Below are 14,385 nucleotides of genomic sequence, written 5' to 3'. Positions count from 1 at the left end.
ACGCAAGGCGAGGCCTAATGACCACCATAAGCCCTGATGAACCGGCAACTGCGCTAGTATGACCCGGCAACGCGCGGTCCCGTAATCCGCGCGAGGCCGGTCAACTTCCGCTTCTACATAAGTAGGAAATCAGGAGCGATTTTCAGGAACAAACCACCTGCCCGGCTGCCGGAACGGTGCAAGTCAGGGTGCACCCCGTCGACCCACCCAAGATTGCGACCAGTGTCGCGGCCACTGCGACTACTTTCAGCGTTCTCTTGGTGCTCGTCATCGGCGTACCTTTCTCGTTGGTGTTATAAATCTGTCTAATTGGATGCTATAACCGTCACCGGCGCAGCGGAAGCATGTTTTCGGCATTCGTTAAATTGAATGTCTCAGCCCAACTGGACAATGTGCATGGCGGCCGCGCGTCAACTCGTCGCGATTTCGGACGCGCTATCGAAGTGGGCGCGGGCGTCGCGGGAAGCGGTCGTGTGAAGTCCAATGAGGAACCAGCGGCATAGCGCCAGCGGATGGTTCATTAACCGTATGTTGAGCTAAATTCCCCAATTAGCCAGCACGCGAAATCCCTCAACCAGTGAACGGACACACGTGCCCGCTTAGTCGGATGAACCGGGTTCCCCGACGGCACAACTGACATCACATCTTGCGGCCTGGCGCAAGCAATTAGGCCGCCCTCGTCGCGACTGCCGTCCAAGGCAATTCGAGCGCACCCTCGCGTTCGTAAGGCGCCAGCGACGGCTCTAGCGTCGCGCGAATCGCGCCCAGCTGTTCACTTCCCAGTGAGCCGACGAGTTCCGCGATGGGCCCGGCCACCTCGGTCACATGCGTCCAGTAATCGTTCACGCTGTCGAAGCGCATGACGCCGGTGATCTCTTCGACGGTGACATCCGAGAAGCCGGCGCCGGATGCAAGAGCGTGATTGCGCTCCGGTGCGGAAAGCGAGAAGAGACCCCCGGGAGCGAAGGCGTCCCCAGGCGGCGAGATGCCGTTCTGCAACAGCGCCACCACGATCTGGAAGATCCACGGGTTGCGGTCCGGCGGACCCCACGTCGCGTAAGTCAACCGGCCGCCCTGCCGAAGCACCCGCCGGACCTCCGCGACGGCCCGTTCCTGCTCGGGCACGAGCATCAGCCCGAACCGGCAAAGCACCCCGTCAACGCTGGCGTCAGGCAGGTCGATCTGCTGCGCGTCGATGACGCGGCACTCGACGTTATCGAGACCGCGATCGCTCGCGCCGCGGCGGGCAGCGGCCACCATCTCGGGCGCGAAATCACTCGAGATGAGCAGACCGGACCCGCCGACCCGCGCGGCGGCGAGGAACCCCGTCTCGCCTGGGCCCGCCGCCAGGTCCAATACCGTTTGGCCCGGCTGCGGATCGACTTGGTCGACAAGCCACTCGGACACCGATCGCACGTCGGAGAACAGGCGGTCTCGATACTTGTCCCAGGCCGCTGCAACCGCGCTCCAATGACGCAGCGCTTCCTCGGCCGAGTTCGTCTCAGACATACTTGCCCCCAAACTCGGTGACCTCCAACCGCGAGTCCCTCGCGTGACTGCAGCCTACTGTGAGCCGTGGGACGCGTGAAGCGAAACGAAGCCCGCGCACCAACGCCGGCCATCCTCTACTCGAAGCCGCTGGGGGAGAGGGTATCTCGGGATGAGGGTGCTGTCCGGACCCAGCTGTGATGTTCCGCGCCTCGTCGGGACGTGGCTCACCGCTATGACAATATGGCGTGATCCGGCTGGGCCGCTTGCACCCGTCCAGGCGGCGCGTTCGCGGTCAACGCGACGCAGGTCGGCCTACGGCTGGAAGGCCGGAAGAACAGTGCCGGAATCGCGAATCTCCCAGATGCTTTTCTTGGTCACGCCATCGAAGTTGATCTTGTTCAACGTCTCTCGCGAATACGTGAGGTCGATGGCCACCTGAGTCGAGGTGTTGCCGTACGGGTCGGTCATCGGGAAGGTGCCCTGCACGTTCACAGCGGCCGCGTCAGGATAGGTCGCTTTTGCGTACTTGAGGATATCGATGGTGTCCAACCGCGCACCGTCTTTGATCAGCTGCTCGGTGTAGTTGTCGCGAATGGCGAATCGGGCGTCGACCACGCCGCCGTTCGGGCCCGAGGCAATGGTGAAGGTGACGCCATCGGGCTTCTTGGGACCGGGTGGTGGTGACGGCGTCTCCTCCGTCGGTGCCGGCGCACCCTCGGCGACCGAACTGCTCGATGGACTCGACAAGTTGTCCTTCTTCGGGTCGAAAATCCAGCTTTTGCCGATGAAGACGAGGAGAACGAGGGCGCACAGCGCCGCCAGGGCAACGGCGGCCTTTCCGGAGGATCCCTTGGTCGGCGGTGCGGCGGTGAACGCTTTCGGCGGTTCGGCGCTGAACGTACTCGGCGCTTCGGGCGCAAATGTGTTCGACGCTTCGGTGGTGAACGCGTATTCGCTGGTCCAGCTGGTGCCGTCGAAGTACCGTTGCAGCCCGTGGCCTACCCCTGCGGGATCGGGGTACCAGCCCGGCACCGATTTGGGCGGGGGCGGCGCCTGTTCAGATGGCATCTATCCATTTTCGTCGTGACGGAGACATTGCGGCTACCCGCCTCGATGGCCGCACGAAACGGGCCGCGTTTCGTAAGCCATCATGCTGTCGGCCTTTCAGTCCTCGCGGTCCGGCTCGGTGAGTTCCGGCGCGTTCTCACGAGTCGCCATTCCGCCTTCGCGCCCGTGATCCGCCGGACCGGGACGTCCGCCCTTGGGCTCGTCGTCGTCCTTCTCCGAATGCTTGCCCATCGCAACCTCCTTCGACGAAAGGACTACCCGCAACGGCACAATCTGAAGACCTGCGATGCAGAGGGGACTGCGAAAGCCGCACGGCCAACCCTAAGGTCTCGACGCGGATGGCGGTGGCAGGCACGACGACCTAATCCACCGCCGACTCGAGTCAGCCGCCTATCCCCTGAATTACGGCGCTTTCCGGAGATCGCCAAGTGAGTTTCGAAGCCCACCGTCCAATCGGATCTGGACGCCTGCCACTGCGATCATGATCGCCGCGGTCACCAAGTGCACGATCGCATCGGTGACGTTGTTGGGAAAGTTGAAAACGAAGGCCACCTGATGGGAGAAGAAGGCCCAGATGCCCGGCAGCGCACCGGCTATGGCGGCGAGCAGCAGGTACAGCACGGCCCACGACTTTCGCATCGCGAACAGCAGGCCCGGCGCAAACAAGGCCAAGCCGGCGACGGCGTGCCAGCCGTTGTAGTCCATTCCGAGCAGCTGCACGGTAGGCGCATTTGGCCCGGTAGCGAAGCTGGGATTGATGATGAAGCCCACCACGGCCTGAACGACGTGGACAACACAGATGAGCAGCAGCCCGATCTGGGCGAAACTCCACCTCACATTGCACCCCCTTGTGCGCGGCAAGATGGCCTAAATACTACGTCTCGTAGTAGATTCTGGCAACGAAGGCGATGGCTACGCTGTGCCGTCCCGTTCGATCCAACGGGTAAGCGCATCTTCGAGCGCCGTCGCGACCTCCACACCGGCGCTGTCGGCGGCCTGCTCGAACCGCTCCACCAGGTCGGTGCGGACTGCGGCGCCCAACCTCGAGAACGGTGGTTTGGGCTTGGGCGGCAGGTCTACAGGCACGTGCCGCGCAACAGACGCATCGATGATTTCGCGAAGTGCCGGTATTTGATTGAGCAACGTGTCGAGGTCGTCGCGTTCTATGCGCAATAACTCGGCCGGCCCCATCGTCGTTACGGTGGCAGAGCGCAATCTCCCACGGTGCAGCGCCGATTCGCCGATCAGCTCGCCCGGCCCCAGCGCGGCGACGCGGTCCGAGCCGACATACACGCCCACCTCCCCGCTGAGCAGGATGTAGCAGGAGTCGGACGGAGTTTGCTCATGAATCAGCGGCAACGGGGCCGACGTCGTGGTGCGATGAGCAGCTCCGGCGAGACGCTGTAATTCAGCATCCGAGAACTTATCGAATGTGGCGTACTGGCGTAGCCGACGAGCGTCTTCCTCATATCGCTTCGCGTCTGCCTTCATAGCGGGCTCCTGACGTGCGATGTGCCGCTGACATCGAAGAGCGTAACGCGCACCGACAGAACCCGATGCGGTATTGCGAACGCGGAGACCGGCTGCGTCAGTTCCGACCGGGAAGTCTCATCACCGTGCGCACGATGGGCAGGAGCGACTTCTGCCAGAGTGTCCCCGGGATGCCAAGGGGCGGATCGAGATTCAACACCCGCGCGGTCGCGATCGTCTGAGATTCGGTGTACTTCAACAGACCCTCGGGACCGTGCCGGCGGCCGACGCCGGACTGGCCCATCCCGCCCATCGGCGCGCTGAGGCTGCCCCATGCGAATGCATAGCCCTCGTTGACATTCACCGTCCCCGACCGCAACCTCGCTGCGATCTGCTGGCCCTCTGCGGAGGAACCGGCCCACACACTGGCGTTGAGCCCGTACTCCGTGTCGTTGGCCCTCTCGACGGCTTCATCCACGTCCGCGACGGGATAGATCGAGACGACCGGGCCGAAGGTCTCGTTGGCCGCGCACTCCATCTCGGGCGTGACATCGGTCAGGACCGTGGGCTCGTAGAACAACGGCCCGATGTCGGGTCGTGCCTTGGCGCCCGCAATCACCTTGGCGCCCTTGGCTTTCGCATCGTCCACGTGATCAGTCACGGTTTCCAGCTGGCCCGCGGAGATCAGGCTGCCCATGTCGACCGCGAAGTCATATGTGGTGCCCAGCTTCATGTTCCGCACCTGGGCGCCGAACTTGCCGATGAAATCATCGGCGATGTCCTTCTCGACATAAATCCGCTCAATCGAGATGCACAATTGGCCGGCGTTCGAGAAGCATGCACGGGTGGCCGCCTTGGCGGCCTTGTCGAGGTTGGCCCCGCGCGTGACGATCATCGCGTTCTTGCCCCCGAGTTCGGCCGAGAAGCCGATCAGCCGACGGCCCGCGTGTTCCGCGAGTTGCCTGCCCGTGGCCGTCGAGCCGGTGAACATCAGGTAGTCGCAGTTGTCGATGATCGCGGTGCCGACCACCGAGCCCGGCCCGGGGACGATCGCATAGAGCGCTCGCGGCAGGCCGGCCTTATACAAGAGCTCGGCACACGCGAGCGCGCAATACGGTGTTTGGCTGTCCGGCTTGAGCACCACCGCGTTACCCGCGAGAAGGGCCGGTACGGAATCGGACGCCGTCAGCGTCATGGGGTAGTTCCACGGCGAAATCACCCCAACCACACCCTTGGGCTGGTAACCCACCGTCGTCTTGCCGATCCCGGGAAGCAGCGCCTGCACCGTGCGAGGCTTCAGCAGGTCCGCGGACACGCGCACGTAATAGTTTGCGTTCGCTATCAGGTCGACGAGTTCCTCCTGTGCCGCCCATCGGGCCTTGCCGGCCTCGGCTTGCAGCAGATCCATCAAGAATTCGCGGTTTTCGAAGACCAGGTCCCGGTAGCGGGTGATGACGTCGATGCGCTCGGTGACCGGGCGGTTCGCCCAGGCGACCTGGGCGGCCCGCGCCTCAGCGAATGCGGCTTCGACGTCTTCCGCCGTGCCGATCGGGATCGTGGTCAGCGGCTTGCCGGTGAAAACCTCGTCGATCGTCTTGGTCTGGCGTGCGGTGGCGTCTTTGATCGCGGCCAAGTGACGCAGGCGATCGAAGACCTCGGCTGACGGTGCGGGCATGTCATTACCTCTCGCAAAGCATGGGTGACTAAAACACCAGACTATTGCTCTGCACAGCCGGGCCTGCGGGTGGACGCGAATGATGCCCTCACCTGCGGGTCAGGCGATTCGACAGATGGGTACTGGCATATGGAGTGCGCGACCACGATCGGTTCGAAGTGATCGCCCGAGACATGGGGGCATCGGGCGTGTGTTGCCTGCTTTTAGATCGCGATCTCCGGATCCGGCGGCAAGCAGAGACTACGAGCGCGTCACCCTGCGCGAGCACGGCGAGCTTTCCGGGCAATATCTGTTCGACGCCTTCCCGGACAACCCCAAGGATCCGCTTGCCGACGGGACGACGAAGCTCGCGTTGTCGCTCGAGACGGCGATGCAGAGCGGGCATCCGCATAGTGTGCGGATGCAGCGCTATGACATCCCCGACCCGCCGCGCCCGGCGCCCTAAAGGTTCGTGCCCCGAATGAATTGCCGCGCAATGCGATTTCTCGCGGCCGATTGAGCGGATTGCCAGTCGATCTGGCGCGCAAGATCTGGAGGACCGCCCTGCTACCCTCCTTCAATGCGGTTCAGGACAGCTGCGATCGCTCAGGCGGCGATATTCGTCGCAGGTTGCGGCGGCGGCTCGACCCCGACAACAGCTCTGACGGTGACGTCCACGCGGGACGTCACCCAAACCGTCACGGTGACGTTGCCACCGCCACCATTCACCCCCAAGACCATTATTGAAACCGATGGAACGTACCGAGTAGGTACCGACATCGCACCGGGCACGTACCGTTCGGGCGGCACCAGCGTGGAAGGTGAATCCGATTGCTATTGGGCGAGGCTGAGGAGTCTCAAGCCAACCGACATCATCGATAGCGGCATTAGCACCGGTTTACAGGTAGTGACGATCCAGCCGGGTGATAGGGCATTCGTGACGCATAGCTGCCAGACCTGGCAGAAACAGTGACAGCCGCCCAAGACCGTCATGATGGGCGGACCAGCTCGGTGGTGGACCCCTAATCACGTTAAAGCACAGTGGATTCGGCCGAAACGGTTGGTGACCGGAGCGCGGCGAACACGCAACGGAGGCCCTGTCGTCGCCCCCCGCGGGTAAGTTCGTCCGCCGTTCAGATTCAGCGGTCGCCCGTGCCGTGAGGGTATTGCAGGACTCCGCTCATCGGACGAGCCGACTGCTTGAGCGGCAATGTCGACGCACGCCCCTCGATCAGCCCGTAGCTGAGGCAATGAATTGAAGTTTGCACTCCTTGATTGACCGTGGCGAAAAGTATCGGCTAGCCCTGCCGGCTACTGCCCGCCAGGAGGCGGCCCGGCCACCACCAACAACAGCTGTGCCGGGCGTCGGCATGCCAGACCGGACGTCGATTACGCAACCGTTAATTCAGTTGCACGCGTGCGTAATTGCGGTTTGCTGACGCGGCCACCAGCCCGGGCCGTGTATTTTGGGGGTAACTCGTCGGACCCGAACTGGCGCTGCGATTGTGGTTCGAGTCGCAAACGCGAAGCACCGCTTCGGCACCGGGTGCGGGTAGTAGAGCCAGGCGGGTTACACGAGAAGTCAAGCAGGTCGGGGGATCTGAAACGACTCGCAGGTATTCATGCTGCGTTGCGATGATTTTTTCGCGGCGCAATGGGCGACTTTGTGCGGCGTGCGCCGTATGAAGATTTTCACACCGCCGTCCTGGCAGCCGCAAATGGTCCTGCATACAGCCGCAGGCCGAGCGCCGATAGATTTCGGTTGGTGTTGCGGTGTGGTAGTAGTAACGGTAAGCGAATACGCGAAAATTGAAGCAGCGCCGGATATTTGACACGTGCGCAGCACCTAACCCTTGGAGAGTTTCATGGGCGTTGCCGACCGTGTCTTTCCGCTGACGCGGGGCCAATTGGCCATATGGCTCGCGCAGCAAACCAGTCACTTCGACGCGGAGTGGCAGCTGGGCGTGCTGGTGCGGATCGAGGGGGCCTTAGACCGTGCTCTTCTGGAGCGCGCGATTCGGCAGGTGGTGGGCGAAGCCGAAACACTTCGGGCGACTTTCTTCCAGATAGACGGCGAAGTCTTCCAAAAGGCGATCGACTACCCAGACGTCGAGCTGGCCTATGACAACCTAAGTGGCGCGCAGGATCCCGTGCAGGAAGCCCGCGCGAAGGCATCGTCGATCCAACAAACACCGCTGCCGCTCACCGGGCCGCTCTTCAAATTCGCGCTATTTCAAACCGGAATCGAGGAATATTACTGGTTTGGATGCTTTCACCACATAGTCATTGACGGGTTAGGAATTTCGCTATTAGGCCGCCGGATTGCGGCCGTGTATTCCGCACTGGCATCTGGTGCGACCGTTTCTCCCGCCTTCTTCGGAACGTTGCAGGAAATGGTCGGCGACGAGCTGCAATACGAAGAGTCCCCAGACTATCTTGATGATCAAGCATATTGGGCGGAGAACCTACCGTCGGCAAGCGATCCCGATTACCGGTTGCCCCAAGCGGCTTCCGAGCGCGATTCCTATTTGCCTTCCGCGCCTGCACAACTGGATCCGGCAGTGGCTGGGCAAATCAAAGGATTGTCCAAAGCGTTGGGCATTCGTCGCTCGTCGGTCCTGACCGCGGCGTGTGCCCTCTTGGTGCACGGGTTCTGCGCCAGCGGTTCCGAAGAGGTGGTGCTCGACTTCCCCGTCAGCAGACGCGTGCGCCCTGAGTCAAAGCTGCTGCCGGGAATGGTGGCTGGAGTTGTACCGCTCGTCTTGAAGCCGTCGCCGCAATTCTCGGTCGCTGATTTCTGTAGGCATGTTGATTCCCGGATACGAGAAACATTGCTGCATCAGCGTTTTCCGGTGCAGGTTCTGGACGGTGAGGGTAACTCTCGTGATCCGCGTCAAGCGGCGAATCGTGTGGTCGTCAACCACATCCTGGGCAGGCTCAACCTGAGCTTCGCCGAAACTCCTGGAACAGCGGAGTACACCACTTTTGGGCCGGTAGGTAATTTCGGATTCTTCTTCCTCGGATTCGGTGACCAGCATCTGCTCAGCACACTCGGCGCCGGTCACCCATTCTCGGATTTTGATGTTTCCGACTTGGCAAACCGGTTGCAGCGAATCGTGGCGGCAATGGCGGAGTTGCCCACCCGGCGGCTTGTCTCGCTGGATGTGTTAGCTGTCGCCGAGGAGCCCTCCCTGAATCGGTGGGGCAACGCCGCGCTGTTAACCGAGCCAACTTCGGCGGCGGTCTCGGTTCCGGAGTTGTTCGGCGCGCAGGTGACGCACAATCCGGAGGCGGTGGCGCTGGTATGTGGTGAGCGTTCCTGGACTTATCGGCAGTTGGATGAGGCCGCCAACAGGATGGCGCATTTGTTGGCCGGGGATGGGGTCACTTCGGGCGCGTGTGTGGCGCTGTTATTGCCACGGTCGGCTGAGGCGATCGTGGCGATTCTGGCGGTGCTCAAGACCGGAGCCGCCTATCTGCCCATCGATCCGGCGGTGCCGGCGGCGCGGTTGGAGTTCATGCTTGGCGACGCGCAGCCGGTTGCGGCGGTGACCACCGCCGGGCTGGCCGAGCGGCTGGAGGGGCAAGGCCTCAGGGTCATCGATGTCAACGACCCGAATATGTTCAATCACCCGTCTACGGGCTTGCCGGCGCCGGCGCCGGACGACGTTGCCCACATCATTTACACCTCGGGTACCACCGGTATGCCCAAAGGGGTGGCCATCACCCACCACAATGTGGCTCAACTGCTCGACTCGCTGAGCGCGGGCCTGCCGTCGAAACAGGTGTGGACACAGTGTCATTCGTACGCGTTCGACTTTTCGGTGTGGGAGATCTGGGGCGCCCTGCTGCATGGGGGGCGGTTGGTGGTGGTCCCCGAAGACGTGGCGGGCTCGCCGGAGGACTTTCATGCCCTGCTGGTCGGTGAACACGTCAGTGTGTTGACTCAGACGCCGTCGGCGGTAGGCATGCTCGCACCTGTTGGCTTGGAGTCGACCGCGTTGCTGGTGGGCGGTGAGCCGTGCCCGGCCGAGGTGGTGGATCGGTGGGCGCCGGGACGGGTGATGGTCAACGCCTACGGTCCGACCGAGACCACGGTGTATGCGGCGATGAGTGCACCGCTGGCGGCGGGATCGGGGACACCGCCGATCGGTTCGGCGGTGTCGGGCGCGGCACTGTTCGTGCTGGATGGGTGGCTGCGTCCGGTGCCCGCCGGGGTGGTCGGCGAGTTGTATGTGGCCGGTCGAGGCGTGGCGTACGGATACGTGCGGCGGGCCGGTTTGACCGGATCACGGTTTGTGGCGTGTCCGTTCGGCAAGCCGGGGGCGCGGATGTATCGCACCGGCGATTTGGTGTCGTGGGGTCCCGATGGGCAGCTGCGGTATGTGGGGCGTGCTGATGAGCAGGTCAAGATCCGCGGATACCGCATCGAGCTGGCCGAGGTTCAAGCGGCGCTGGCCGTGGTGGACGGAGTGCAGCAGGCCGTGGTGCTCGCGCGCGAGGACCGCCCCGGCGACAAACGCTTGGTGGGTTATGTCACCGGCCCTGTCGACCCGACCGAGATCCGCGCCGCCCTAACCCAGCGGCTCCCTGGCCACATGGTCCCCGCGGCGGTGGTGGCACTGGACGCAATGCCGTTGACGCCCAACGGCAAGCTCGACACCCGCGCCCTTCCGGCACCGGCGTATCAGGATGTCGACCATTACCGCGCGCCCGGCAACGCCGTCGAGGAGATCCTGGCCGATATCTACGCCGAGGTACTGGGACTCGAGCGAGTCGGCGTCGACGACTCGTTCTTCGAGCTGGGTGGGGACAGCATTTTGTCGATGCAGGTGGTGGCCCGAGCCCGCGCCGCCGGCCTGCTGTGCCGCCCGCGTGACATTTTCGTGGAGCAGAGCGTGGCCCGGCTCGCCCTGGTGGCCGGGGTGGCCGACGGGGAGGCCGGCCCGATCGACGAGGGCGTCGGACCGCTGGTAGCCACCCCGATCATGCGCTGGCTGGAGGACATCGACGCCCCGGTCGAGGAGTTCAACCAGACGGTGGTGGTGCTGGCGCCCGCCGGGGCGACCGAGGCGGACGTGGTCGTGCTGTTGCAGGCCCTGCTGGATCGGCATCCCATGTTGCGCCTCCGGGTTGACGACGATGGCTCCGGGGGATGGTCGTTACATGTGCCCGAAGCGGGCTCGACGGATGCAGGCGCGTGCCTGTCGTCGGCGCACGTGCTCTCCGACGAAGCGCTGATAAGTGCACGGTCGCAGTTGAATCCGGCGGCTGGGGTGATGCTGAGTGCGCTATGGGTGGGCTCCACTGGCCAATTGGTGGTGATCATCCATCATTTGGCCGTCGACGGGGTTTCGTGGCGGATCTTGCTGGAGGACCTCAACATCGCTTGGGCTCAGCGTCGCGCAGGGCAGCCCGTAGACCTGCCGGTGACCGGCACGTCCTTTGTCAGTTGGGCGTCGCTCCTGGCCGAAAAAGCGCGAAGCCCCGAGATCACCGGATTGGCCGAGACGTGGCGGAAGTCGGCAGCGATCCCGGGCGCGCTGCCCGCGGTGCAACCCGGACTGGATACCTATGCCACGGCCGGGCGCCTCTCGGTGGACCTCGATGTCGAGACGACCCGGATGCTGCTTGGCGAAGTGCCCGCGGCGTTTCATGCCGGGGTGCACGAGATTCTGTTGATCGCGTTCGGGTTGGCGGCGGCGGAGTTTCTGGGCTCCGCCGGCGCGCCGATAGGAATCGACGTCGAGGGCCATGGGCGTCACGAGGAGCTCGCCGCGGACGTGGACTTGTCGCGCACGGTGGGCTGGTTCACCACCAAATACCCCGTGTCGTTGGGCGTCGGCAGTTTGCGCTGGAGTCAGGTGAGCGCCGGTGAGGCGGCGTTGGGGGCGGTAGTCAAGGATGCAAAAGAACAGTTGCGCGCCCTGCCGCAGGGGCTGACCTACGGCCTGCTCCGGTACCTGAACCCCGACGTCGAGCTGGGCGGGTCGGATCCGGCGATCGGCTTCAACTATCTGGGCCGTTTCGGCGCCCCGGCGGGCGACCGGTCCGGTGACGGTTGGCGGTTCGGCCAGGAAGGCTGGTCGCTCACCGGTGCGGCCGGGGCGACGCCCATGCCCCTGGCGCACACCGTGGAACTCAATGCCGGCACCGTCGACGCGGACACCGGCCCGTATCTGCACGCCGACTGGACGTGGGCGCCGTCGGCCCTTGATCGCGCGGCGGTTAACCGGTTGAGCCAGTTGTGGTTTGAGGCTCTGGCCGGTATCTGCGCGCACGTGCGGGCCGGCGGGGGCGGGCTGACGCCGTCCGACATCGCACCTGCCCGCCTCAGCCAGCATCAGATCGACGAGCTGTGCCGGCAAGAGCGGATTGCTGACGTGCTGCCGCTGACCCCCTTGCAACAGGGGCTGCTCTTTCACGCCACCACGGCGCAAGGCAGCGACGATGGGATGTATGCGCTGCAGCTCGATTTCACCCTCAGCGGCGCCCTTGACCCCGACCGGCTGCGCGACGCGGTGCACGTCGTGGTCAACCGGCATCCCCACTTGGTGGCGCGATTTCGCACGCAGTTCGACGAGCCGGTGCAAATCATCCCGGCCGATCCCGCGGCCCAGTGGCGGTTTATCGATCTCCATGCCGCCGGCGGCGACGTCGTCGCGGATGACTTGATCCAAGACATATCCGCCACCGAGCGCGACGCGGTCCGCGACCTCGCCGGTGGGCCCGTCTTTCGCGCCGCCGTGATTCGTACCGCCGAGCGCCGGCACCGATTTGTGCTGACCTTTCACCACATCCTGGTGGATGGCTGGTCGCTACCGATCCTGCTGCGGGAGATATTCGCCAGCTACTACGACCAGCCGTTGCCCGCAACGGTCTCCTATCGCACATTCCTCATCTGGCTGGCCGATCGCGACCTTGACGCGGCCCGCGCGGCCTGGCGGGATGCGTTGGCAGGCTTCGACACCCCCACGCTCGTCGGCCCCCAAGACCGATTGGGACGAGGGCGGCGGGGCTTCGCCTCATCTCGCGTGCCCGAACCGACCACACAGGCGCTCAACGAGCTGGCGCGCTCCTGCCACGCCACCGTCAGCACCGTGCTGCAGGGCGCCTGGGCGCTGCTGCTCACCTCGCTCACCGGTCATCACGACGTCGCCTTCGGGACCCCGCGCTCTCGGGCGGGCCAGTCCGAAGTTCCCGGCGCGGAGTCGATGGTCGGGCTGCTGATCAATACGGTGCCGGTGCGGGTACGGATCACGGCGACGACCACCACCGCAGACCTACTGGCTCAGCTGCAAAGCACCCACAACGATCTACTCGATCACCAGCACCTGGCGCTGATTGACATCCATCGAGTCACGGGCCATGAACAGCTTTTCGACACGCTCTTCGTGTACGAGAACTACCCGATCGACACCGTCGTGCCGTCGGACGCCGATGCGGACGCGTTGGCCATCACGGAGTTCACCAACCTCGAATACAACCACTACCCCTTGACGATGGAAGCCCTTCCGGGCCGCGAAATAGAACTGCGCGTCGAGTACGACACCGACGTCTTCGACGCGGCCAGGATCGAGGCGCTCATCGAGCGGCTGCAGCGGGTATTGGTGGCCATGACCGCCGACCCCACGCGGGCGCTGTCGACGGTGGATCTGCTCGATCGCAGCGAGCGGGAGCTGGTGTTGTCTCGGTGGTCCGGTGCCCAGGTGACGGCACCGGTCGGGATAGCTCCGGAGTTGTTGGCCGCGGCGGTGAGCGCCGACCCAGATGCGGTGGCGGCACTGGACGGCGCCCGGGCCATCTCGTATCGCGAGCTCGACCAGCGATCGACGCGACTGGCGCGGGTGTTGATCGAATCCGGCGTGGGTCCGGAGCGCGCGGTGGGCGTGGCCATGGGGCGCTGCCTTGAAGTGGTGGTGGCCTGGTGGGCAGTTGTCAAGGCCGGTGGCGTCTATGTGCCGGTGGATCGGGCCCACCCGGTCGAGCGGATCACCACGTTGCTGGACACGGTATCGGCGGTATGCGTGTTGACCTGTGGCGGCGACACCGTAGCCGGGGTTGGGACGCGCCCGGTGCTGCGCGTCGACACCCTTGACCTGTCCGGGCGTAGCGCGGATCCGATCACCGACGCGGATCGGCCGGCGGCGCTCGCGACAGACGACACCGCCTTCGTGATCTTCACCTCTGGGTCTACCGGAACCCCCAAGGGCGTCGCGGTGAGCCACGCCGGTCTGCTGGGTTGGGCTGCGGCGCAACGCAATCTGTTCGGATTAGACGCAGGCGCACGCGTGCTGATGGTGGCCACGCCGACCTTCGATGCGTCGGTGGGCGAGTTGTTACTGGCCGTGGCGTCGAGGGCGACGTTGGTGGTCGCGCCGCCGCAGGTGTATGCCGGCGATGCGTTGACCGCACTGCTGCACGACCACCGGGTCAGCGCGGCGATCTTGACTCCAACGGTGTTGTGGTCGCTGGATCGCGACCGGCTGGGCGAGTTGGGCACGCTGGTCGCCGTCGGTGAGGCCTGCCCGCCGGAAGTGGTGTCCGCGTGGGCGCCGGGCCGGCGAATGTTCAATGGCTACGGTCCAAGCGAGACCACCATCTGGGTCACATGTGCGCCTCTGTCGGCGGGGCAGCCGGTCACCATCGGCGCCCCGATCCCGGGGGTGCGCGCGCTGGTGCTCAACGCCTTCCTCAATCCG

At 64.4% G+C, this 14,385-nt stretch carries 9 protein-coding genes; 3 read left to right on the top strand and 6 right to left on the bottom strand.

Annotated features, from left to right (window positions below; translation table 11 throughout):
• Positions 1–666: 666 nt before the first annotated feature.
• From A5652_RS02410 to A5652_RS02390, 6 genes are all read right to left on the bottom strand, one after another.
• On the bottom strand, positions 667–1,509 hold the full coding sequence (locus tag A5652_RS02410) for a class I SAM-dependent methyltransferase (RefSeq protein WP_067346267.1): 843 nt from the start codon (positions 1,507–1,509) through the stop codon (positions 667–669).
• Between the two features lie 294 nt (positions 1,510–1,803).
• Entirely contained in the window at positions 1,804–2,559 is a 756-nt protein-coding gene (locus A5652_RS02405) for a DUF2510 domain-containing protein (protein WP_067346264.1), read from the bottom strand.
• Between the two features lie 96 nt (positions 2,560–2,655).
• The gene (locus A5652_RS28895) at positions 2,656–2,790 is read right to left on the bottom strand and encodes a hypothetical protein (RefSeq protein WP_255361797.1); all 135 of its coding nucleotides are present in this window, start codon (positions 2,788–2,790) and stop codon (positions 2,656–2,658) included.
• A gap of 171 nt (positions 2,791–2,961) precedes the next feature.
• The gene (locus A5652_RS02400) at positions 2,962–3,396 is read right to left on the bottom strand and encodes a DUF4383 domain-containing protein (RefSeq protein ID WP_067346262.1); all 435 of its coding nucleotides are present in this window, start codon (positions 3,394–3,396) and stop codon (positions 2,962–2,964) included.
• A gap of 75 nt (positions 3,397–3,471) precedes the next feature.
• Positions 3,472–4,050, bottom strand: coding sequence for a cyclic nucleotide-binding domain-containing protein (locus tag A5652_RS02395; protein ID WP_067346260.1), 579 nt, complete (start codon positions 4,048–4,050; stop codon positions 3,472–3,474).
• A 97-nt stretch (positions 4,051–4,147) separates the two neighbouring features.
• A complete protein-coding gene (locus A5652_RS02390; RefSeq protein ID WP_067346258.1) occupies positions 4,148–5,704 on the bottom strand; it encodes a succinic semialdehyde dehydrogenase in 1,557 nt (518 codons plus the stop codon).
• 190 nt (positions 5,705–5,894) lie between these two features.
• Here A5652_RS02390 and A5652_RS02385 point away from each other — a divergent pair, with 190 nt between their 5' ends.
• The 3 genes from A5652_RS02385 to A5652_RS02380 all read left to right on the top strand — a co-directional run.
• The gene (locus A5652_RS02385) at positions 5,895–6,149 is read left to right on the top strand and encodes a hypothetical protein (RefSeq protein ID WP_232001067.1); all 255 of its coding nucleotides are present in this window, start codon (positions 5,895–5,897) and stop codon (positions 6,147–6,149) included.
• Between the two features lie 114 nt (positions 6,150–6,263).
• Positions 6,264–6,656: a hypothetical protein gene (locus A5652_RS26335; RefSeq protein ID WP_082983742.1), complete on the top strand. Its 393-nt coding sequence runs from the start codon at positions 6,264–6,266 to the stop codon at positions 6,654–6,656.
• A gap of 892 nt (positions 6,657–7,548) precedes the next feature.
• Positions 7,549–14,385 (top strand): non-ribosomal peptide synthetase (locus tag A5652_RS02380; RefSeq protein WP_156745113.1); only part of this gene is annotated, 6,837 nt, incomplete at its 3' end.

Origin of the sequence: Mycobacterium sp. 1165178.9 (assembly GCF_001673555.1) — a bacterium.
Classification (GTDB): Bacteria; Actinomycetota; Actinomycetes; order Mycobacteriales; family Mycobacteriaceae; genus Mycobacterium.
Note: the sequence above shows the minus strand (reverse complement) of the source record. Positions and strands in the feature narration are given on the sequence as shown.